At 35.7% G+C, this 22,977-nt stretch carries 25 protein-coding genes; 9 read left to right on the plus strand and 16 right to left on the minus strand.

Going from position 1 to position 22,977, the window contains the following annotated elements; translation table 11 throughout:
• Nucleotides 1–20: 20 nt before the first annotated feature.
• From C6H08_RS05880 to C6H08_RS05910, 7 genes are all read left to right on the plus strand, one after another.
• Nucleotides 21–1,772, plus strand: coding sequence for an AAA family ATPase (locus C6H08_RS05880; RefSeq protein WP_104686135.1), 1,752 nt, complete (start codon nucleotides 21–23; stop codon nucleotides 1,770–1,772).
• 518 nt (nucleotides 1,773–2,290) lie between these two features.
• A complete protein-coding gene (locus tag C6H08_RS05885; protein ID WP_034564226.1) occupies nucleotides 2,291–3,055 on the plus strand; it encodes a PI-PLC domain-containing protein in 765 nt (254 codons plus the stop codon).
• Entirely contained in the window at nucleotides 3,048–3,686 is a 639-nt protein-coding gene (locus C6H08_RS05890) for an HAD family hydrolase (protein WP_034564228.1), read from the plus strand. The genes C6H08_RS05885 and C6H08_RS05890 overlap by 8 nt, the downstream gene beginning before the upstream one ends.
• Complete coding sequence (locus C6H08_RS05895) at nucleotides 3,679–4,401, plus strand: glycosyltransferase family 2 protein (protein WP_034564230.1); 723 nt, start codon at nucleotides 3,679–3,681, stop codon at nucleotides 4,399–4,401. The genes C6H08_RS05890 and C6H08_RS05895 overlap by 8 nt, the downstream gene beginning before the upstream one ends.
• Nucleotides 4,394–4,756 carry a nuclear transport factor 2 family protein gene (locus C6H08_RS05900; RefSeq protein ID WP_034564232.1) on the plus strand — a complete coding sequence of 121 codons (363 nt, stop codon included), beginning with the start codon at nucleotides 4,394–4,396 and terminating at the stop codon, nucleotides 4,754–4,756. Before C6H08_RS05895 ends, C6H08_RS05900 begins: the two co-directional genes overlap by 8 nt.
• Nucleotide 4,757: 1 nt before the next feature.
• Nucleotides 4,758–5,078, plus strand: a complete 321-nt coding sequence (locus C6H08_RS05905; protein ID WP_034564234.1) for a hypothetical protein — start codon at nucleotides 4,758–4,760, stop codon at nucleotides 5,076–5,078.
• 117 nt (nucleotides 5,079–5,195) lie between these two features.
• Nucleotides 5,196–6,002, plus strand: coding sequence for a 3'-5' exonuclease (locus C6H08_RS05910; protein WP_034578949.1), 807 nt, complete (start codon nucleotides 5,196–5,198; stop codon nucleotides 6,000–6,002).
• A 149-nt stretch (nucleotides 6,003–6,151) separates the two neighbouring features.
• On the opposite strand, the gene rlmN is transcribed toward C6H08_RS05910, so the two are convergent.
• From rlmN to gap, 8 genes are all read right to left on the minus strand, one after another.
• Nucleotides 6,152–7,255 carry a dual-specificity RNA methyltransferase RlmN gene (rlmN, locus tag C6H08_RS05915; protein ID WP_034564815.1) on the minus strand — a complete coding sequence of 368 codons (1,104 nt, stop codon included), beginning with the start codon at nucleotides 7,253–7,255 and terminating at the stop codon, nucleotides 6,152–6,154.
• 766 nt (nucleotides 7,256–8,021) lie between these two features.
• The gene (locus tag C6H08_RS05920) at nucleotides 8,022–9,506 is read right to left on the minus strand and encodes a Mur ligase family protein (RefSeq protein WP_052099944.1); all 1,485 of its coding nucleotides are present in this window, start codon (nucleotides 9,504–9,506) and stop codon (nucleotides 8,022–8,024) included.
• On the minus strand, nucleotides 9,506–9,769 hold the full coding sequence (locus C6H08_RS05925; RefSeq protein ID WP_034564239.1) for an acylphosphatase: 264 nt from the start codon (nucleotides 9,767–9,769) through the stop codon (nucleotides 9,506–9,508). Before C6H08_RS05925 ends, C6H08_RS05920 begins: the two co-directional genes overlap by 1 nt.
• A 50-nt stretch (nucleotides 9,770–9,819) precedes the next feature.
• A complete protein-coding gene (locus C6H08_RS05930) occupies nucleotides 9,820–10,482 on the minus strand; it encodes a response regulator transcription factor (protein WP_005217340.1) in 663 nt (220 codons plus the stop codon).
• A gap of 202 nt (nucleotides 10,483–10,684) precedes the next feature.
• Nucleotides 10,685–11,668 carry an RsmE family RNA methyltransferase gene (locus C6H08_RS05935; RefSeq protein ID WP_034578952.1) on the minus strand — a complete coding sequence of 328 codons (984 nt, stop codon included), beginning with the start codon at nucleotides 11,666–11,668 and terminating at the stop codon, nucleotides 10,685–10,687.
• Nucleotide 11,669: 1 nt separating this feature from the next.
• Nucleotides 11,670–12,110 (minus strand): hypothetical protein, encoded by a 441-nt coding sequence (locus C6H08_RS05940; protein ID WP_004085906.1) that lies wholly within the window; start codon nucleotides 12,108–12,110, stop codon nucleotides 11,670–11,672.
• 151 nt (nucleotides 12,111–12,261) lie between these two features.
• Entirely contained in the window at nucleotides 12,262–12,519 is a 258-nt protein-coding gene (locus C6H08_RS05945) for an outer membrane beta-barrel protein (protein ID WP_233708502.1), read from the minus strand.
• A complete protein-coding gene (gene gap, locus C6H08_RS05950; RefSeq protein WP_034578953.1) occupies nucleotides 12,500–13,501 on the minus strand; it encodes a type I glyceraldehyde-3-phosphate dehydrogenase in 1,002 nt (333 codons plus the stop codon). Before gap ends, C6H08_RS05945 begins: the two co-directional genes overlap by 20 nt.
• 188 nt (nucleotides 13,502–13,689) lie before the next feature.
• On the opposite strand from gap, the gene C6H08_RS05955 reads away from it, so the two are divergent.
• Nucleotides 13,690–13,983 carry an HU family DNA-binding protein gene (locus tag C6H08_RS05955; protein ID WP_004084310.1) on the plus strand — a complete coding sequence of 98 codons (294 nt, stop codon included), beginning with the start codon at nucleotides 13,690–13,692 and terminating at the stop codon, nucleotides 13,981–13,983.
• A 161-nt stretch (nucleotides 13,984–14,144) separates the two neighbouring features.
• Nucleotides 14,145–15,356: a phosphoglycerate kinase gene (locus C6H08_RS05960; RefSeq protein WP_034564247.1), complete on the plus strand. Its 1,212-nt coding sequence runs from the start codon at nucleotides 14,145–14,147 to the stop codon at nucleotides 15,354–15,356.
• On the opposite strand, the gene hemH is transcribed toward C6H08_RS05960, so the two are convergent.
• The 8 genes from hemH to nhaA all read right to left on the minus strand — a co-directional run bounded on the left by hemH (nucleotide 15,292) and on the right by nhaA (nucleotide 22,698).
• On the minus strand, nucleotides 15,292–16,287 hold the full coding sequence (gene hemH, locus C6H08_RS05965; RefSeq protein ID WP_034564822.1) for a ferrochelatase: 996 nt from the start codon (nucleotides 16,285–16,287) through the stop codon (nucleotides 15,292–15,294). The two genes, C6H08_RS05960 and hemH, sit on opposite strands and share 65 nt — an antisense overlap.
• Before the next feature lie 194 nt (nucleotides 16,288–16,481).
• Nucleotides 16,482–16,799 (minus strand): DMT family transporter, encoded by a 318-nt coding sequence (locus C6H08_RS05970; RefSeq protein ID WP_034564249.1) that lies wholly within the window; start codon nucleotides 16,797–16,799, stop codon nucleotides 16,482–16,484.
• The gene (locus tag C6H08_RS05975) at nucleotides 16,799–17,383 is read right to left on the minus strand and encodes a DMT family transporter (RefSeq protein WP_233708503.1); all 585 of its coding nucleotides are present in this window, start codon (nucleotides 17,381–17,383) and stop codon (nucleotides 16,799–16,801) included. The genes C6H08_RS05970 and C6H08_RS05975 overlap by 1 nt, the downstream gene beginning before the upstream one ends.
• Nucleotides 17,384–17,525: 142 nt before the next feature.
• Nucleotides 17,526–18,317, minus strand: a complete 792-nt coding sequence (locus tag C6H08_RS05980; protein ID WP_034564251.1) for a plasminogen-binding N-terminal domain-containing protein — start codon at nucleotides 18,315–18,317, stop codon at nucleotides 17,526–17,528.
• Nucleotides 18,318–18,351: 34 nt separating this feature from the next.
• Nucleotides 18,352–19,326: a protein translocase subunit SecF gene (gene secF / locus C6H08_RS05985; protein WP_034578955.1), complete on the minus strand. Its 975-nt coding sequence runs from the start codon at nucleotides 19,324–19,326 to the stop codon at nucleotides 18,352–18,354.
• Between the two features lie 15 nt (nucleotides 19,327–19,341).
• Nucleotides 19,342–21,000, minus strand: coding sequence for a protein translocase subunit SecD (secD, locus tag C6H08_RS05990; RefSeq protein WP_034578957.1), 1,659 nt, complete (start codon nucleotides 20,998–21,000; stop codon nucleotides 19,342–19,344).
• 19 nt (nucleotides 21,001–21,019) lie between these two features.
• Complete coding sequence (yajC, locus tag C6H08_RS05995) at nucleotides 21,020–21,352, minus strand: preprotein translocase subunit YajC (RefSeq protein ID WP_034578958.1); 333 nt, start codon at nucleotides 21,350–21,352, stop codon at nucleotides 21,020–21,022.
• Between the two features lie 50 nt (nucleotides 21,353–21,402).
• The gene (nhaA, locus tag C6H08_RS06000; RefSeq protein ID WP_034578960.1) at nucleotides 21,403–22,698 is read right to left on the minus strand and encodes a Na+/H+ antiporter NhaA; all 1,296 of its coding nucleotides are present in this window, start codon (nucleotides 22,696–22,698) and stop codon (nucleotides 21,403–21,405) included.
• Nucleotides 22,699–22,977 lie beyond the last annotated feature (279 nt).

Here is a 22,977-nt window from a genome sequence, read left to right on the forward strand (position 1 = left end):
CACTATATCATGGGGATAAAATGGCGTGGTTAAAAGAGTGGCTTTTTACAATTATTTTGTGTATCTGGGCGTTATGCGTTAGTATCACTAGTTATATTCTTATAAAAGAGAATGCAACTTCAATTGATTTTAACACACTAGTTAAGACATTACAACAAGAAGAAGTCGAGCAAATACTAGTCAGTGAGAAAAACACATATTTCTATATGGCAGATGAAAAGATTTATAAGATTCTAACAACAAAGCTATATGGCTGCTTAAATGCAAGAATTGTTTCTAAAACAGATAGAGAGAAGATGACAAATATTAAAAAAACTTGTGGTCTTTATCTCTCTTTTATAGACAATGGACTGCCTGTTATTGCCCCTAAAACTTCGCTTATAATGAAGATATGTTATGCAATAGTTGTGTTTTTAATAGGCTGGGTTATACTCTATATACTCTATGAAGAGATTGAGCCAAAAATATGGCATAAAGATTCTACAAATACAGATACAAACTCATATAGTGATGATACAACTGAAATGTCGCTTACACTAGAGCCTATGAAAAGCTCGGTAAGATTCCGCGATGTCGCCGGGATTAAAGAAGCAAAAGATGATTTATTAGAAATCATTGATTATCTAAAGAATCCAAAAAAATATCAAGATTTAGGGATATATTTGCCAAAAGGGGTTTTACTTGTGGGACCGCCCGGTGTGGGTAAAACTATGATTGCAAAGGCGATTGCAGGGGAGAGTGGTGTGCCTTTTTTCTATCATAGCGGCTCATCTTTTGTGCAAGTGTATGTAGGAGTTGGCGCACAGAGAGTAAGAGAGCTATTTGCTAGGGCTAGGGCTTGTGCGCCTGCCATAATTTTTATTGATGAGATAGATGCCATCGGTAAAGCAAGGGGTGTGGATAATCATCAAGAGTGGGAAAGCACACTAAATGAGCTATTAATCGAGCTTGATGGCTTTAGCGATCAAAGCGGTGTTATTGTCATCGGTGCGACTAATCAAGTTGATGTTATGGACCACGCACTTTTGCGTAGTGGGCGATTTGATAGACGCATTTATGTTGATTTGCCAGACTTAAATGAACGCACAGAGATTCTAAAAGTGCATTTACGCAATCGTGCTTATACGCTTGATTTGCATGAAGTAGCAAAGCTTTGTGTGGGCTTTAGCGGGGCAAATATTGCATCACTTGTAAATGAAGCTGCTATCAATGCCCTGCGTCATAATCGCAATACAATCACTATGCAAGACATAACAGACACAAGTCATAAAGTCCTATTTGGCAAAAGGCGACAAAATGCCCTAAGCAAACAAGAAAAGCAAATGCTTGCTATCTATAATGCCGCAAAAGGTTTATCGCAATATTGGCTTTTACCAGATTTTCAAAAAATCATGCTGATTGATACCGCGATAGAATCTCAACCGCAAAATACTAACTATGATTACTACACAAGGGACAATCTCATCGCAGAAATAAAAATCGCCTTGAGTGGTAATCTAGCCCTTGAAGTCCATAACATAGGTATTGCCACAATCGCACAACATGATATTGAGAGGGCAAAACTCATTGCAAAAAAAATGTGTGAAGATTATGGCATGGGTGAAAGGTTGCTTACTGACTATGAAGATATTTTAGAGATCCTAGAATCTACAAAGCAAGAGCATAAAGAATTTATCATTGCAAATAAACATTATATCGAACGCATTGCCACTACGCTTATAGAACACGAAAAAATCACAAAAGAAGATATACAGAAGATTCTAGATTCTTAGATATTGTATTTAGCATAACAAGTATGGCATTTATCATAAAATTGTGCTGTAGTCTAAAATATGAATTCAATCCAACTACAATGATGTGGGTTTGCAAAAGCAATACATTAAAGACTATTTTAAGAATAATGGTAAGCGGTATTTCATTGTAGAGGACAAACAAGGTAAAGTTTGGTTGGGACGATTGGGATTATAATGTTTGTGGCACTAGGTTTCAAAGTGATAACTGGATTATGTCTAATGATGCAAGTATGTCCAGGCACCTGAGGGCACTATTTAATGAAACATTATGTGTATCATTTGCTAAATTTTCATCAGGTTATTGCAAAGTAAATAAGAAAAATAAAATTAACACCCCATCAATTTTATGGAGTAAAAAATTGTCAGAGAAAACAAAATAGATTGTTTTTCTAATCTTACAAAAGATGATAATCACATAAAAAAATCAAAATATTTGCAAATCGTTTTTTTTTTTTTTGTAAATTGCGACATGAGTTTATAAAGAGAGAATAGAGGCGATGATTATCTTAGCACATAGGGGTTTGAACCATTATATAAAGGCAAATGCAGTTATAGAATCTAATGTGAAATCTAACATAAAAACAGACATAGAAAGAAAAAACGCATTTTCTCATAATGAAAATAACGCAATAAAAAGAAACATAGAATCCAACACAAAGGCACATAAATCTGGAAATAGTTTGCAAAATTTTTGTGAGAGTTTTGGTTTGGGTTATGGTGTTGAGACAGATATTAGAGATTATTGTTTGGATTTAGTGATTTCGCATGATATGGCAGATTCTAATGCAGAATCTTTTGAGACTTTTTTGCAAACATATCAAAAACATGGTAATAATCTCACACTTGCCCTAAATATCAAAGCAGATGGACTTTGTGTGCCACTAAAAAAGCTATTGCAACAATATTGCATTAATAATTACTTTGTCTTTGATATGTCCTTGCCAGATATGCTTCACTATGTAAAACATGATATGAATGTCTTTACAAGGCAGAGTGAATATGAAAAAATACCTGCATTGTATGATAAAGCAAAGGGTGTATGGCTTGATGAGTTTTGTAATCATTGGATTAGTGAAGAAATAATTCTTAAACATTTGGATAAAAATAAGCAAATTTGCATTGTATCACCAGATTTACATAAGCGAGATTTTTGGCGTGAATGGGAAGAGTATAGATACATTATAAATAAGCATAAATTGCATAATAAAATCATGCTTTGCACGGATTATACACAAGCAGCAAGGGAGTTTTTTCATGGCTAAGATAAAAGCGGTTATTTTTGATATGGACGGAGTGTTGATTGAAGCAAAAGATTGGCATTATGAAGCGTTAAATAAAGCATTAGGGCTATTTGGCATGCAAATTAGCCGTTATGACCATTTAGTTACTTTTGATGGATTGCCAACAAAGAAAAAGTTAGAAATGCTATCTATGGAGAGAAATCTGCCAAAGGGACTTCATAATTTTATCAATCAAATGAAGCAACTCTATACCATGCAGATTGTCTATACCTCTTGTAAGCCAACTTTTATCCATGAATACGCTCTCTCAAAGCTAAAAGCAGAGGGCTACAAACTTGCCGTATGCTCAAACTCAATACAAGCAACCATTGAAACCATGATGCAAAAATCAGCTCTTTTACAATACCTTGATTTCTATCTCTCAAACCAAGATGTAAAAAAGCCAAAGCCAGACCCAGAAATCTATAATAAGGCAATAGGACGATTTCAGCTTAAACCAGACGAAGTAATGATAGTAGAAGATAATGACCATGGCATTAAAGCAGCTAAAGCGACAGGGGCAAATGTGATGATAGTCCAAAGCGTTTTAGATGTGAATCTAGATAATATTAAATCGCATATAAAACATTTTGAAAGGAATGCAAATGATTAATGTGCTTATACCTTTAGCAGGAAAAAGTATGTTTTTTGATGATAGTATCAATATTTTTCCCAAACCACTTATTGAGATTTGCGGTAAGACTATGATAGAGCATTGTCTAGAAAATCTTGCTTCAATTCCTAATGTACGATTTATCTTTGTATTGCGTGAAATGTATGTGAATAAATATCATTTAGATAAAACAATCAAGCTATTAAGTCCAAATACTGAATTTATCGTGTTAAAAAATGACACTGCAGGTATGGCGTGTAGTGCGTTATTTGCGATTGAATACATTAATAATGATAATGGGCTTATTATATGCAATGCAGATCAAATTTTAGATTGTGATTTATCTAAGATTCTAAAATATTTTACGGATTTTGATGCGGGCGTTATTACATTTCCCTCCATTCATCCACGCTATGCTTATGCGTGTTTGGATAATGATGGCTTTGTTGTGCAAGTTGCCGAAAAAGTGCCATTAAGTAAAAATGCCATAGCAGGATTTTTCTATTTTAAACACGGAAGATATTTTGTAGAATCTACACAAAGCATGATTTATAAAGAAATAGCACATGAAGAAAAATATTATATTGCCCCTTGTCTTAATGAAATGATTTTAAAAAATCAAAAAATTGCCGTTTATAACATACCGGCAGAACAATATCATACTTTTTATAGTCCTGCTAAGATTACAGAGTTTGAAAGGACATATAATGCTTAAGCAATTAACACAAGACTACATAAAAGCCTTTGGCACAAAGGATATAAATGCGATTTCTAATATGCTATGTGCGGATTTTACACTATGCGATCCAGAGATTAAAAAGAATGCAGTAAATGGGATTCAAGGAAAGGAAGCGTGTTTAAAAGCAATGCAGGGTATCTTTGATGGCTGCAATACATTAAATTTTAAGGCAAGAAACATCTTTGTTTGTGAAAACACTACTTTGATCGAGTTTTCTTTGCAACTAGATTCTATCTTACTAGAGGGTGTGGATATTATAGAGTGGGAAAAGAGTGGCGAAACTTTTTTAATGAAAGAATTGCGTGCATATCTTGATATGCCAAAGGGATAATATGCAGCTTTATAATTTAGATTCTATGATACGGGGTTGGTTTGTGGGTGATTTTACTCCATCAGTCATTCAAACTAAAGATTTTGAAGTAGGTATCAAATATTACAAAAAAGGCGATTATGAAGAATGCCATACTCACAAAATTGCCACAGAAATCACCGTGATTGTAACAGGAAGTGTCCGCATGAGCGGCAAGGAATACAAGCAAGGCGATATTATTGTAATAGAGCCAAATGAATCTAGTGACTTTTTAGCCTTGAGTGATTGCATTACCGCAGTTGTGAAAACACCCTCAGTTACAAACGATAAGTATAAAGTGTAGAAACTTTGTCATATACACTCATTTTAAGCTTACTTTTATCACATTTCACATACATGTAATTTAAAAATTAATATCTAAGCAATACAATATCAGCTCAATATAACAAAAGGATTCTATATGATTTGTGTTTTTGATATTGAGAGTGTGCCAGATGTCGAGCTATTACAGGCAGCCTATCATTATGAAGGCGATGCTATGGAGATATGCAAACAGGCATTTGCAGCACAAAAAGAGAGTAGTGGAAGTGAGTTTTTACCGCTTAGTTTTCATAAGATTGTGTCTATTGCAAGTGTGTTAGCAGATGATTTTGGTAACTTTATCAAAGTGGGGCATTTTGCAAAAGATGTGCCTTTGGAGAATAGAGAAGAAAGCTTATTGCAAGAGTTTAGCAGCTTTTTAAACAAGCAAAATCCACGACTTATAAGCTTTAATGGCAGGGGTTATGATATGCCTCTCATTGGCATTCGATCGCTGAAATATAATATCAATCTGTCAGGCTATTATGAGACAGATAATCAGCAATTTGGGAAAAACAAATGGGAGAATTATCGTCAAAGATATAGTGAGAGATTCCACCTTGACTTATTTGATACGCTGGGAAATTATGGTGCGACAAGGGCGCTTAGCCTTGATGCCCTTTGCAAGATGGCAGGTATTATGGGAAAATATGAAGTGAGTGGTTCGCAAGTGTATGAGCTAATTTTTCAAGAGAATGATTTAGCAAAAGTTGATTTCTATTGCCAAAGCGATGTGTTAAATACCTACTGGTTATTTTTAAAATTCGAGCTTACAAAGGGCATGTTACAAATGAATGATTATCTAGCAAACCTTGCATTAATGAAAGAATCTTTACCTGAAAATGCCCCGTATAGGAATGCTTTTATAGAATCTTTGGAGAAAGAATTAGGGCGTTATAACTTATAGAAATTGGAGATTCTAATTCTGCGTATAATCTCTAGGCTTAAAATATAAGATCAACGAAAGTGGGTTTTAAAATTTAGTTTTATGATAGCATCACAGAATATGCAAAAGCCAGATTGACAAAAACCAAAATGTCTAGTCTATGCTTCATTTTATTGAATCTTTACATGCTTTGCCCTCAACTGCCCGCATGCAGCACTAATATCAATACCCTTAGATTCTCGTATCGTTGCTACAATACCCCGCTTATAAAGATAGTCAGCAAAACTTTGCATTTTCTCAATACATGGGCGTTGAAACTCACTTTCTGCATGTGGATTAAAGGGGATAAGATTTACTTTTGCCCTAAAACCATGTAGAAGTTTTACAAGCTTTTTCGCACTTGCTAAATCATCGTTTATATCCTTAATCACTAAATATTCAAATAAAATGCGTTTTCGTGTATCAAGTGGAAAGTTTTTTAACGCCTGCAATACCCGCTCAATGTTATAAACCTTATTCATAGGGATAAGGCGACTACGCAACGAGTCATCTACTGCATGCAATGAAAGGGCGATTTGCACGCCAAGATTCATAGCTCCCAGCTTTTCTATCTGCGGGGCAATGCCGCTTGTAGAGATAGTCTGCCTGCGAGTAGCGATACAAAGCCCTTCTTCATGGCTTAGAATCTTTATAGCTTTTGCGACATTGTTGAGATTATCAAGTGGCTCTCCCATACCCATAAACACGATATTTATGCTCTTGTGTGCGGACAGGTTGTTATCGCGTTTGAGTGCTACGACTTGCTCGACAATCTCACCGGCACTAAGATTGCGGACAAAGCCACCCTTTGCGGTAGAACAAAACGCACAGCCGACACGGCAACCAACCTGCGATGATACGCAAAAGGTATATTTTTCACTTTTTTTCACGCGATTATTTTCATCATACTCTTTCTCTCGCATTTTGATAAACACACTCTCAAAAGTCGCTCCATCGCTTGTTTGAAAGAGATATTTTTTTGTGCCGTCCCCGCTTTCTTCTATGCGTATGGGCTTTAGATTTGGGAAATTAAAAGTTTGCTTTAGAATCTCTTGTAAGTTTTTTGGGATATTTTTCATAGATTCTATGTTGCTGACATAATGTTTATACAGCCAGTTGTATATCTGCTTTGCCCTAAATTTTGGGGTTATAAGACTCTCTAGCTCATCTAAATGATATGAATAAATATTGGAATCTTGTGCTTCTTTTGTGGTAACATGTTGTAGATTTGGCATATCTTTTTTTACATTGTGATTCCGTGTTTTTACTGCATGAGTCTTTATTTTAGAATCTTGCGTATTTGTTATATCCTTTTTCGCTTTGGAATCCTGTGTTTTCCTATCTTTTCCATCTCTTTTTTGTATTGTCATTTTTAATCCATTTGTGGCTTTGCTATATTTAGAATCAATTGCCTTTACAAACAAACATTATGCAAAGACTCATATTCAAATAAAGCAAAATTGTATCACGATAACTTTAACCTAACAACTTTTAATTACTATATAAAATTGCAAGTAAAATAACACTCCATTGCAACTTAAAATATAGACTTTTTATTTGATTTTTGTATAGTGTTGATATATCGCATTGTATCTTTACAAAGTGTTGCAAACCAGGCAATACAAAATTACTAGCAGACAAAAGATTAAAACCGCATTCATAATGCAAGCAGGGTGTTAAAAATATTTATAAACATGATTCGTTTGTAGGCAAGTGTATCACGCAGTGATGTTAATATGTGTTCGCATGTGTAACAGGTATCAGATTATTGGTTTAAGATTGAATGATTCAGGGCTTTATGGTTGATGCTTTTGAATAGCTCTTTATTAGCGATAAGAAATATAACTTCAGAATCTAAACTTTGGCATGTAATTGATTCTATCACTCACATATACAAATAGCGAAAATAAGTAGCCTATGGGTTAGTCGCATGGTGTTAAGCTGTGATTTACAATTTGACGAAACACAAACCAAATGCTATCCCATCACACATAACTCTATTTAAATATAGCTTGGTGCATCATTTGCAAATAACACTAAATCATTTTGCTTGCCACTCTCTGCTAGTATCTCTTCTAGCTTTGTTTTGTCTTTGAGTATGATTTTTTGCGGTGTTTTTATGTGTGTATCAAGGATTTTTGCGTTTAAATCACCTGTGATAATTGCTATATCAAACACTTTATCTATTTTTTGTGCTAATTCTATATTACTTGCTTCATCATGCTCGACTAAACCCGGTGTTACGATGATTTTTCTCCCATTATGAAGTGAAGCAAGGCGGATAGCCTCACTCATGCCCTCAAGATTCCCGTTAAAACTATCATCAATGATAACCTTTTGTGCTGTGTCTATCCGCTGTAATCTATGTGGTATAGGTGTGAGTTTTGCTACTGCTTTTTGCAATGCGTTTATATCCATGCCTAGCGTTTTTGCAATCATAATGGCTACCGCGATATTATCGATATTAAACCGCCCTAATATCTTGCATGTAAATGGCACAAAAACAGAATCTAGCTCTAAACTAAAAGAAGTTTTTTCAAGTGTAGATTCTATATCTTTAAGCGTTGGTGGATAGGCTACAATCTTTTTCATATTTGCTTCAAATTGCGGTGGCAGGGCATTTGCATAGTTATTATCCTTTTGCACAAACGCATGTGTAAGCCTTGTTGAATATAGCAGTTCAAATTTTGTTTTTGTCGTTGTCTCAATGTTTTTAAAATATTCAATATGTGCGTGTCCTATCTTGCCTATCACTGCATAATGATGCTGTAATAGCTCTGCAATCTCTCTAATATCCCCGACTTGCCTAGCCCCTGCCTCTGCTACATAAATCTCATGTGTAGCATTAATATTTTGATTAATATCTGCGACTAAGCCCTTATAGGTATTCACACTGCGTGGCGTTGCATAGACACTAAATTGCTGTTGCAAGATTTGAGCGATAAAGTTTTTTATACTTGTTTTGCCATAGCTTCCAGTAATTGCAATAATCTTTAGATTCTGTAATTGTTGCAATTTATTATGTGCTTTTTTTGCATAGATTCTAAAGAGCAAACTCTCATACACATTCGCACATAAAAAGCCTAAAATAAGCGGCACTAAAGCATATATATGTGTATGAAAAACAAACACGCACAAGCACACACTAAGGATAGTAAAAAGCAGGATAAATGCAAATAATCGCTTAACCCTTTGTGTCCATACAAGCTTTTTATCAAGGCTTTTATACCACAAAAAAAGCAGGGGCAAATACATCAAATAAAAATATCCATAAAAAAGCATACCATGATAAAACATCGATAGCCCCGCATACATAACAAGCGGCACAACAAAATAATAGATATGCCATATACTTTTATGATGCTTTGTAAGGATACGCAAAAAGCTGTAATTATACCATTGAAGCGTAGTCGCAAGATAATAAGATAATGCGAATACAAAAAGTATGTAAGTAGCAATATCAAAAAGCGATAAAAAAAGATTCATTAAGGTAATACCTCAAAGCTTGAAAACTCTAAGGAAGAAAGGTGTTCTATCTCAAAAGAACTCGCTTTCATTCTGCCATTACCTTTTTGCAATGCCGCTAGAAAATCACCTAAATCTTCAAGGCTGACAAATATTTCTACATGCCCGTTAGCAAGGTTTTGCACACTGCCTTTATACCCTTTAGAATCTGCATAGGCTTTCGTAAAGTTTCTAAACCCTACACCTTGTACCTTACCCTTTGCTGTGATTTTGTAATGTCTCATATTGATCCTTTATGTGAAAAATGTGGGCTAGATTCTGTAAATTTTAGAATCTAAAGACAGAATTTATAGCCTATGCCCCATACGGATTGAATGAATTTTGGCTCTTTAGCAGAATCGCCAAGCTTATTGCGTAAGTTCCTAATATGTGTATCGATACTGCGTAATCCCGTGTCATCATGAATCGCATTAATAGTGTGTGCTATCCTCTCTCTGCTTACAGGTTGTAAGCGATTATCCACCAAAAAAAGTAAAATATCAAACTCTGTGTTTGTAAGCTCAATGTCTTCATTATAAAGCTTTATTGTGCGTCTTTTTGCATCAATATTTAACGCACCAAAAACCCTTTTTCGTGGCTCAATCCTTCGCAACAAAGCCTTGATCCTTGCGATTAACTCAACTGCTTCATAAGGCTTTGTCATGTAGTCATCTATGCCAAGCTCAAACGCACGGATTTTATCGCTTATATGTGTAAGTTTTGATGAAATGATAATGGGTATTTGCGTATGGCTTCTAATCTTTCCGCATAACTCAAAGCCATCAATCTCGTGGTCTAAAAGCTCTAAAATCACCGCATCAATATCGTCTTGTGCGATTTTTTCTAGAATCATAGAAACATCACTCAGGCATAATGTCTCAAAACCAGCTTGGCAGAGACTGCTATGCAAGGACTTTTGGAGATCTATATCATTATCTATAATAAGGACTTTTGGCATTTCTGTTCCTTATAGAATATAGCTTGATAAAATGTGTATTTTGCTTATCCCACATTGTAACAAATACAAACCATACGCTATACAATCTAATACAACAACAAGCTAAAATAAATTCGTATTATAATGTTTTCCAGCATAAAAGTCTATAAAAAAGCAGGATATGCAATATATTTTTAACAAAAACTTGACATTTTGTTATATTTCACACACAAAGACTTGCGATGTAAGTGCTTACGAGATGGGCAGTAAGAATAAATGGTGCTTTTAGCGGATATATCTTTTGTGTTGTATGTAGAAAATGTCGCTCTTTTTGACTAAAGCCACCCTCACAACCAATAATAATTCCATTTTTAGCGATATTTCTTCGCTCTTGTTGCGTGAGATCTTCAAAAGTTTGTTGTGCGTGGTTTTGGTTGTATTTATTAGAATCTAGATCCTTGTCATTTTGAGCCATAGGCAAAAAATCTCTTTTAGATTCTATATTGAAATTAGATATTTTGTTGTTGTGTTTAAGATCAAAATGATAGTTGCTAGAATTTAGACTCCGTGTAGATTCTATATTAGATGTTTTGCTACGCTCAACATGACAAGAAGTTAAAGCTTTGTTTGTTTGTGTTATCGCCCTGTTGTTTTTAGATTCTAGTTTCTCCACATTTTGCACCCTAACCTCCGCAGTCCGCCCAGATTCTAAAGTTTCTACAGATTCTAAAAAATCAATCGCGATAGCATTTGGAAAAGCTTTGCAAACAGATTCTAAGTTGTTATGTATAGCAATCTCTAGCGGTTTCATGCGTCCGCATTGCATACATGAGTATTGCAGTATCCTTTGTGCTTTTTGCATATCAATTTTGCGATTTTTCTGTGAAAAGTCTGCGTAAAAAAGTTGAAGAGAAGCGACATTTAACGCATTTAAAGTAGGTAATATATCATAAATATCTTTTAAGTCAATCATTGCAAGCAAAATATGCGTATAGGCTTTTGGTGGAGCTGCTTTGCTATGTAAACTTATGAGTTTAAAGGTATTTTTCTTTTCATGCTGATAGCTATAAAGCTGCATATCATTAAGATTTGTGGTAAGTAGGGTCTCGCCTTGCTTAAAGCGGCGGACATGAAATAGATAATGCGCGTCTTTAGAATCTAGAGTAATAGATTCTAATCCAGAATCTTTATGATAAAAAAACTGCATACTACCCCTTATATGCTTTAATAAAACCTACAACACACACAAAAACAACAACAAAGATAAGATACATTATCTTACATGTTTGCCTGTATCTTTGCATACCTTCTTTGCTTGTCCTTGCTTTTTTCAAGGTTTTCATACGATAGATTTCACCGATGAGAAAAAGAAGTAGGGCAAAAATCATTACGATAATGCGTATATCAAGGATAAATCCCCGCATAGCAAGTAAAAAGCCACCTGTAATAATACCCACGCCAAGCAGAAAAATCGTAATAGGCATGACAAAATAAATCTTTCTATTCATATCTAAAAATGTCTTTGCCCGATATAAAATGAAGAGATACCACAAATAAGGGATAAAAAACAAACACGCAAAAATCTCGTGTAAGAATATCCCCTGCATATAGGCATCGCTTTCCATAAATGTATGGAGTGAATCTTGCATAATATCGCCTTTTTGTTAAAGAATCTAAAATACATACAAAAATATATCTGTGGAGTACAAAAGATTCCTACTTTTAAGGTGGGAATGGAATTTTAATAATGTAAGGTTGTAAGACTGAACAAAATAGGGCAGAACAAATAAAGGTTATGCCCTATAAAACATTAGAAAATGTAAGAATAGCCACATTAATCACATGTGTATTCACAAGATATTCAGTTTTATCATTTTTAGCCTTAGCACTATATCCAGCTGATAGGGCTTGGATTTTTGCACCGATTTCTACTTTATGTGATCCTGCAAAAGTCGCTGCTATACCTACATTGATAGGAATATTGAATCCATTGTAATCATTTGCTGTATGTAATATTTTGGAATGATACGCTAACTTGCTACAAACCCTTACACACATACACACTCATATCTACAAGTCTGTGCGTATAGCCCATCTCATTATCATACCACGCAAGGACTTTTGCACTCTTGCCAATGGCGATTGTCTTATCTGGCACGATTACCGCACTCGCCTTACTACCGATAAAATCACTTGATACACGCATTTCATCATCAACGATAATAAGCCCTTTAAATGTCCCTTCAAAACTTTCACCACTTTGAGCCTTATAAAATGCTTCATTGATAGAATCTTTACTTACTTCACTCTTTAGATTCACGCTTAAATCCACCAAACTCACATCAGGCGTTGGCACACGCACGGCAATACCATTAAGCTTCCCTGCTAAATGGGGCAATACAAGCCCAATCGCCTTTGCTGCACCTGTGCTTGTAGGTATCATAGATAGGGCTGCTGCACGCGCTCGGCGTAAGTCTTTGTGCTTGACATCAAGGAGATTTTGATCATTTGTATAGCTATGGATAGTGCTCATAAGGGCGTTTTCAATGCCAAAAGTAGAATCTAGCACTTTCACAATGGGGGCTAGGCAGTTTGTGGTGCAGGACGCATTTGAAATCACGCTTTCATTATTATATTGCGTATGATTGACACCATAGACAAAAGTTGGCGTATTATCCGCAGGAGCGGAGATTATCACGCGTTTGACATTGCCTTTAATATGTGCTTTTGCTTTATCAAGGGCGTTAAATTTGCCTGTGCATTCAAGCACCGCTACCGCCTCGCCAAAGTTAAGATTCAAAGGGTCTCTATCGCTTAAGACTTTTACATTTTTGCTTTTGCCAATACGGAGTGTATTCTCATCTAACTTCTCAACATCATAGAATCTATGCACAGAATCATATCGCAGCAAATGCACTAAAGTATCCACACTTGCAGTTGTATTGAGTGCTACAAGTTCCACATCATCGCGTTCCCCAATAATCCTAGCCGCACATAGCCCAATGCGTCCCGTGCCATTAATCGCAAGTTTGATTGCCATGATTTATATCCTTTTTTGCTTAAAATATAGGTGTTTAAAGGCTGCATTGTAGCAAAAACTTGCAATTTTTTATAATTTAACTCTAAAATAACTTGATTTTCATACAAAAATCAAATACAATGCTAGTTTATCTTTTTAGCCTTGTGTGCTGTTTAAAGATAAATATATTTTATATAGGAGTTTTCGTTATGAAAAAGAGCGATTTTGTAAAAACTATCAAAGAAATCGGTGGTTATGCAAAGAAAGAGGATGCAGAAAAGGCACTTGATTCTGTTGTAGATGCAATTACGCATGTATTGAAGTCAAATGAGACAGTTGAGCTTGTAGGATTTGGTAAATTTGAAAATGCAGTGCAAAAAGGTAAAGAAGGTAAAGTCCCCGGAACTGATAAAACTTACAAAACAGCGGATAAAATGGTGCCAAAATTTAAGCCCGGTAAAGCCTTAAAAGACGAGGTTGCAAGTATCAAGGTAAAAAAATAGACTTACGAAAAATTATGCTTTATAATTTCTAAGATTGTTATCCCTCTTTCAAACAAAAGTCGGCAATTCTTACTTTTTGGTTTAGCCGTGATTGGTATGGTTAAATTGCTTGTGCTACAATGTTGTTTTATAAAGTTATGCAACATTTTTAAGGAGTAATTATGCCAAAAACCACAAGTATCACTTTAATGCAAGAAGCAAAAAGCATACGAGATATTACTATCAAAGACCAAAGAGTGTTAATCCGCGTTGATTTCAATGTCCCTATGGATAAAGACTTTAATATCAGCGATGATACGCGTATGCGTGAAGCCTTGCCAACAATTAACTATTGTATTGACAATGAAGCACAAAGTATTGTTTTGGTGAGTCATCTTGGCAGACCAAAAGGGCGTAGCAGTGATTTTTCACTCAAGCATGTTGTAAAAAGGCTAGAGAGGCTACTCAATAAAGATGTATTTCTTGCTGATACAATAGAATCTGCAAAAGCCGCACAAAATGAAAATAGATGTCAAATTATTTTGCTTGAAAATATTAGATTCTATGAAGGTGAAACAAAAAATGATGAAACACTCAGTAAAAATCTCGCAAGTCTTTGTGATGTTTATGTCAATGATGCGTTTGGGACGAGCCATAGGGCGCATGCTAGCACTTATGGTATTGCGAAGTTTGTGAATCATAAAGTTGCAGGTATATTGTTGAAAAAAGAGATTGATTCCTTTGCAAAGGTGATTAAGAATCCATTGCGACCGCTTTTATTGATTGTTGGTGGAAGCAAGGTAAGCTCAAAGCTTAGTCTTTTGCAAAGAGTGCTTGATGTCGTTGATAAAATCATTATCGGTGGAGCTATGAGTAATACTTTCTTAAAAGCGTTAGGCTATGATATGCAAAATAGCCTTGTAGAAGATGATTTAATAAAAGATGCGATAACGATTCTAGAAAGTGCAAAAGAGAAAAAGGTAAAGGTATATTTGCCTGTGGATCTGGTAAGCACAAATAGCATTGATAATCCAAGTGAGATTAAAATCACACCATCACAAGACATACCACAGAATCTCATCGCAGTTGATATTGGTCCTGCAAGCGTTAAACTTTTTAGTGAAGTGGTTACAGATTCTCAAACTATTATTTGGAATGGTCCGCTTGGTGTGTATGAGATTCACCAGTTTTCTCGTGGGACTTTTAATCTCGCTCATGCAATTGCTAATACTTATGCGTTTAGCTTTATCGGCGGTGGCGATACCGCAGACGCGATAGATAAAGCGGGGCAAAGAGATAATATGAGTTTTATATCCACGGGTGGAGGTGCTAGCCTTGAGTTATTGGAGGGGAATATTCTGCCTGCATTTGAGGTTCTTGATAAGAGGTCATAGATTCTATAAAATCTACAAATAAGTCGCTATCATTTAGGCATTCGCATACAAGATATTCTTTTATGCCAAGCGATTTTGCAAGTTCAGCATATTGTATAGCAAGCTCATATTTTGTTTCAGAGTTATCAATGGTAAAACTTAGCGGATATATAATCATATTGTTTGGAGCAAGGGATTTAATCACAGAATCTGTATAAGGACCAATCCACTTCACAGGTCCCACTTTTGACTGATAGCATAGCTGTATATCTTTAAATACAATATCATTTTTCTCTAATTCAGCTTGCAGCAGGGCTTTGCAATCTTGGCATTCTTGCTGATATGGATCGCCTTTTTTAATGCGACTTATAGGCACAGAGTGTGCGGATAGAATCAGCACAAAATCCTTTGCATTTCTTCCATTTAAAGTGTCCTTAATGCTTTGTGTAATTGCCTTTATAAACAAGGGGTGGGTTGCATAGCGATCGATTGTTCTTATGCGTGGAGTAAAGTTTAGTGTCTTAAGGGCAAGTGAGACATCGCTAAAAGATGAATAAGTTGTAGTTGAGCTATATTGCGGATACATGCTAAAAAGCGTAATGTCATGAATGTTTTTTTGCATGATTTCTTGTATAACAGCTAATGAATAGGGTGGCACATAACGCATAGCATAAGTGTAGAATGTGCTTGGATTCCTCTTTTGCAATTTCTGTGTAAGTTTAAAAGTGATTTCTGTTAATGGGCTACAACCACCTATCTTTTCATACATTTTCTTGCTTTTTTCAATGCGTGAATTTACTATAACATTGCCTAGCATAGAGCGAAAAAACTCACTTTTAACGCTAAGGATACATGGGTCAGCAAACATATTTTTGAGAAAAGTGGCGACTTCATCTAAACTATTTGGTCCGCCCATATTGAGTAACACTACGGCTTTGTTTTGGGTTTGCATATATTTCCTTGTAAGTTTTGGGTGTAAAGATTCTATACTTGTAAATGTGGCATTTTGCATGGGTATTATAACAAAACTCTTTGAGTTTGTTTGTATGCTGTCTCTACATGGCAGCAATACGCATATAACATTAGATTCTAGAATCTTATTTTAAATCAAGAATCTCAGTATTTAGATTTTAAAGATAACAAAATCTATCCCAACGCCTTTAATCCCACGCTAGAAGTGATAATCACACATACGCAAAAAAGCTTCAAAAATGACTTATCCTCTTTAAAAAACACAATCCCCACAAGCACCCCACCAGCCGCACCAATGCCCGTCCATATCGCATACGCCACGCCCATAGAAATCTCTTGCATAGCGATAGATAGGCAGGTAAAGCTCCCTGCAAAAATCAGTGCAAGACATAAGATATAGATTTTATTTTTGGTATCAATGAGCTTTTTCATCGTCCATACACCAGCTATTTCAAACACCCCAGCAATAAAAAGTAAAATCCAAGATAGCATTATTTATCCTTTGTAGAATCTGTATTAGAAGCCCTAGATTCAGCTTTTTTTGAACCATTTTTAGAATCTTGCTTAATATTGTGTTGAAAATCCTGCGTGTCGCTAGATTCTATAAACAAAGATTCTAGCTCCTCAGGCAAATGATCGTGTATGTCTTGTGCGGTTTTGCTTTCTTTTACACTCCACTTTAGTCCCAACACTCCAAGCATAAGCGTTGAGATAAGGGCGATTTTTATGAGTGATGCCTCCTCGCCAAATAGCACTATTTCAGCCACCACCACACCACCCGTGCCAATGCCAACAAACACGCTATACACAATGCTAACTTCAAGCCTTTTCATCGCTAACACCGCACAAGTGAAAGAAAAAGCAATGCCTAAGCAAGTCAAAGCCTTTAGCGGCAGTGTGTCGGCATGTTTTAGCCCACTCACCCACGCTACTTCACAAATCCCGCCAATTAGGATTAAAAGCCACGCTAGATTTTTACTTATGATGATTTTTTGAATCATTTTTGCACCTTTTTTATATTTTAGATTATTAGAATTTTCCTCTACACTAAAAGGCAGATTTTCTAGCCCTTTCATAAAGCCCATTTTTAAATGATCTGACTCATATAAGAGTGATGATAGATTTCAAGTAGCCTTTGTGCTTGAAGTGTTTTGCATGTATGGCTCTCTCCACCGATTAGAATGATCATAAGTTTTCCTTCTATTCGCTAAAGAACACTTAATCTTTTAAAAACTCATCGTAGTATAGAAAATAATCTTTGCTTTTCTTTGATGAGAGTGAGTAGGTCAGTGAGCCGCCGCCCTCAAAATTTGTGCGTGTGTAGAATGGGGATTTTGTCGTTGTGTCTGTGAGTGTGTTTTTGTATTTTGCAATCCTAGCAACATTTTGGCAACTAAAGATTCCAATATCTTTGCTTCCTACGATAAATAAAAGTCCAACACCATATTCATTACATGCCTTTGGGAGTAGCTTTGGCGTTGGGTCATGTTTGCCTTGTGAGTTTAGAAAGCCCATTAATAAATCAGAGCTTACAAACTCTATAAAATCATATTTTTCAGTAATGTTTTTATAGGTTATCTCATTTGGGGCTATAAGGAATGCCTTGTTGTTAAAACTTCTAAATATCACCATATCGCCAGTTTCAGGCGTCATGTTTGGTGTTGGTAGATATGGCTGGGTTAATTGTGTAAAAGGGGAAACTTTTGCGATAGCCTTTGTGCCTTCTAGTTTTATCACAACTACACTTGCTACAATCGCTTTGTAAGATGATAAATCACGCAGGATAATACCACTCTCACCTACTTTAAGATTGATATTTGTAAAGGTTATAAGTGTATCATCACCTTGCTTATTTATCTCTAGAATCTCGCTTATTTCAGGTTGTGTGATAAGCTTTATAGAATCTTTTGTATTTGTTTCATCTTCTATGTTTTCATTGCTATATGCAAGATTCCCAAACAATATGCTATTCATTATTAACATAAGCAACGCTGTAATATATCTTTTCATTTATAAACCTTTAGAATCTTAAATCATTCATGTATTACACTCTACCGCCCTCATAAAGCTGTCGCATACGCTTCTTTTCCTCTTGTTTTTTAGCTTTTTGTACTTCTTTTGCATAATAGGCTTCGACAGAAAAATTAAGTAAAATCGCAAGTTTTGGTGCTACAAACATTGAGCTATATGTCCCAAAGACAACACCAACAAGAAGTGGCAAAGAGAATCCTACGATAATTTGCCCACCAAAAAGATAAAGTGTCAAGACGACAAAAAACATAGTAAGTGAAGTAAGCGTTGTCCTTGTTAGTGTGCTTGATACGGCTTCATTAATCACTTCATTTGCATTCATTTTTTTGCCTTCAAGCATTTTCTCTCTGATTCTATCAAAAATGATAATAGTATCATTGATTGAGTAGCCAAGCAGGGTAAGCAAAGCTGCGATAACTTCAAGATTTAAATCAATCTTAAAGATAATCACACTTGCTGCGGTAATGACAATGTCATGCACCAAGGCGATGATAGAAGCAAGGGCAAACCGCCACTCATAGCGAAAGCTCACATACGCCATCATTGCAATAGTCGCTAAAACAAGTGATAATATCGCGCTTTTACGCAATTCATCGCCGACCTTTGGACCAACGGTATCAAGCTTTCTTATGCTAAATTCACCGCTTGATTCTAATAATGTATGTAAAGTGGTATCAATCTCATTTGCTTTTAAGTCTTCATTAAATGGGATCTTAATAATAATCTCATTATCCGCACCAAATCGACTTACTTGAGCATTCTTAAATCGCTCATCTGTTGCTAAAAGTTTGCGTATTTCTGCCATAGGGGCATTTTGCTGTGTGTATTGAATCTGTGCTGTGCTGCCACCTGCAAAGTCAATGCCAAGATTAAAGCCCACGCCAAAAAATAGATAAAATGAAGCAAGTGTTAGCAAAATAGAAGCAATTAGTCCATACTTACTCCAACGCACAAAATCAAAAATTTTCTGCTGTTTAAAAATCTCCATATTTCACTTCCTTAACTAACGCTTTTGCTTTGCTGCTACTTCAGTCTTAGAATCTAGCTTAATGCCAAACCAAAAGGCTAGATTTTTACTTCTTTCTATACGATTACCAAGCCATAGATAGATTCCATGTGTGCCAATTATAGCGGTAACAATAGAAGCTAGTATACCAATACCGGTAGTAATCGCAAAGCCTTTTATCACACCAGTGCCATACACATAAAGCAAAACTGAAGCAATAAGCGAAGTAATATTTGCATCAAAAATGGCACGAGAAGCATTCTCATAGCCAATGCGTAATGACTTTATTACTCCCATGCCAGACTTAAGTCCTTCTCTAATTCTCTCATTAATGATGATATTGGCATCTACCGCCATACCCACGGTTAGCACGATACCAGCCATACCCGGGAGTGTCAGTGTCGCATCAAATAACGCCATAACGGCGATAATCAAAAAGAGATTGATAACAAGGGCAAGAGAGGCAAAGACACCCGCCATAGCATAATATACAATCATAAAGCCCACAACTAAGACAAAGCCGCTAATAAGGGCTATAACAGAAGCTTGTATAGAATCTGCACCAAGACTAGGACCTACAACCCTTTTTTCTATCACAGAAACGGGGGCAAGAAGCGCACCAGACCTAAGCGCTATGGCTAAATCACTTGCTGCTTTTCTATCAAAACTACCAGTAATAATGCCATTGCCACCACCAATTCTTTGATTAATGCTAGGTGCAGAAATTATGCGTTTATCAAGCACAATCGCCAATCTTTTCTTAATATTTCTCCCTGTAAAATCCCCAAAGATTTCAGCACCTTTAGAATCTAGCACAAAGCTTACCGCATCATTTTTATTTTCATCAATTGTAGAATCTGCTTTTACAATAGAGCTTCCATCAAGGATAGGGATAGCTTTTAAAGGAAGTTTTGCCATCTCATTTTCAGCATAAGGCAATAGCACAGAATTATACCTCATAGCCTCTTCATCACTGATTGCTTCACCATTCATCATGCGTCTAGCCAAATCTTCATCTACTGCCATAAACTCTAGCTGTGCATTTTGCGAGATTAACTTTATAAGCCTTTTTTGCTCTTCTTCACTTTGAGCCCCCGGCATTTCCACACGGATTTGATTAATCCCCTCACGCAAGACATTTGGCTCTGTTAAACCAAAACCACTAAGTCGATTGCGGATAGTAAAGATAGCTTGATCTAGGGCATTTTTTTGCACCTTTTTTATAGCTTCTTCATTCAGTGCTATACTAAAGGTATTACCACTTTGAGACCATACCACACCTTCCATATTGCTAAGGATAGATTCCATATCTTTTGTTCTACTTGAATCAAGTAAGATAAAGCTTATGGAATCACCTTGCATTCTAAGCTTATTAATAAAAATATTTTTCTTATCTGTTTGGTGCTTTAAGTCGCTAAGCATACTGCTATACTTATTGCCAACTGCCTCATTTACATCAACATCAAGTAAAAGACTTAACCCACCTTGCAAATCAAGTCCAAGCGTAATCTTTTTATAACCATCAAAAAAGGGATATTTGCTAGAATCTTGAAAGAACGATGGAATGCTAAAAAAGATTCCAAAACAACATGCAAGGATAAAGGCTAACAACCTGTAATTAAAGGGTTTTTGTGTATTTGTGTGAATCTTTGCCATACGCTAATCTAACCTAAATCTATTTTTTATCATGCTTATTTTTAGATTCTTTTTCCTCTTTCTTTGAATCTGTGCTAGAATCATCTTCTTCTGCCATTTCATCAACTTTGTAAGCTACAAATTCCCTTGCAAGTCGCACTTGAGTATCGCCTAACTCTACAACTATAAATCTATCATCTTGCTTGATTACCTCACATACAAAACCGCCATTTGTAACGATTTTATCCCCTCTTTTTAAAGATTCAACCATAGCTGCATGTTTCTTTCTTTGCTGCTGCTGCGGACGAAACACAAGAAAATAAAACACTAAAATAAGAACCGCTAATGGCAAAAAACTAATAAGCTCTTGCATATATATCCTTCATATTCAAAAATAAAGCAGGGATTTTAACACAAAAAATGTTAATTTTTCGCTTTACCAGATAAAAGCAAGAATATAACACCAATAATACATGAAGTAAGCGATGCAAGTAATATAGTGATTTTAGATAACTCTTTTGCTTCATGTATATCAAAGGCAAGCTCAGATACAAAAAGCGACATAGTAAAGCCAATCCCAGCAAGCATACCAGCCCCTAAAATATAAGTCCAAGAGATTCCATCGGGTCGTTTTGCAACGCCTAACTTTTCACACAAAAAAGACGCAAGGAAGATTCCAATAGGTTTCCCTACAACTAGCCCTAAGAATACACCAAGAAAAATATGGTCTATATTAAAATTAAAATTAGATTCAATGCTTACCCCCGCATTTGCAAACGCAAAGCAAGGCATGATAAAATACGCACTCCAAGGCTGCAAAAAATGCTCTAATCTTAGGAGAGGATTTTGTGTGTTTATAGCACTATGCTGGACTTCTTGCACGAATTCTAATTTATCATGGTCTAAAAGTATAGAATCTTGTTTATTTTGCTTGTGTTGATAGTTTTTCGCCCATACGCCCATTTGCTCATAAAATGCCTGAAAATCTTTTTTTGCTTTGACAGGGATACAAAATGCTAAGATTACCGCGGCAATAGTCGCATGGATACCGCTTGCATGCACGAAAAACCATAATAAGATTCCAAGTCCAAGATATACAATCAAATGCTTAATGCCACGCATATTGCATAGCACAAGTAGCACAATGATTCCCGCTGAAGCAAGTAGCCACATCAAATGTATAGAATCTCCATAAAATAACGCAATAACCACAATCGCACCCAAATCATCAACAACCGCTAAGGTAACAAGAAAAACTTTCAAGGCAATAGGAATGCGTTTGCCAAGTATAAGCAACACGCCTAATGCAAATGCAATATCTGTCGCCATCGGGATACCAAAACCATGACTTGAAGCCGTGCCAATATTTAACGCATAATATATCACACCCGGGACTATCATGCCCCCTAATGCAGCAATAGCTGGAAATGCCGCTTTTGAAAAAGAGTTTAACTCGCCAAAAAGCATTTCTCTCTTAATCTCTAAGCCAACAAGTAAAAAGAAAAACGACATAAGCACATCATTCACCCATATTTTTAGCTCCATACCCACAAAATGTTCGCCAAACTGAAAACCAAAAGGTGTTTCAAAAATCGTGTGATATATATGCGATAAGGGCGAGTTGGCAACAATAAGTGCCATAATCGTGCTTATCCCAAGAAAAATACCGCCAAAAGATTCACTACGGATAAAATTCATTAAAACTTGTGTAACGCGCATTAGTTTCCTTCTCTATCATCAAAAATGAAACTATTATAATAAAAAACTTAAAGCATAATAAAAACAAGAAGTATTTTTCTGTGTTTTTATGTCTTACGATTGTCATAGTTGTGTTTATTTTATAGCTTGTTAAGTGAGATAAGCTAGCAAGTTTAAGACAAGATTTAGCCTAATTTATTGTCATTTTGAGCTGTTGAAAGAGAGAAATCTAATTCTTATTATCTTGTGGCACAAGCCATGACTCCAATCATAAGGCAGAGAATCTTAACTTCTAAAACA

Source organism: Helicobacter bilis (genome assembly GCF_900198365.1).
Classification (GTDB): Bacteria; Campylobacterota; Campylobacteria; order Campylobacterales; family Helicobacteraceae; genus Helicobacter_A; species Helicobacter_A bilis_B.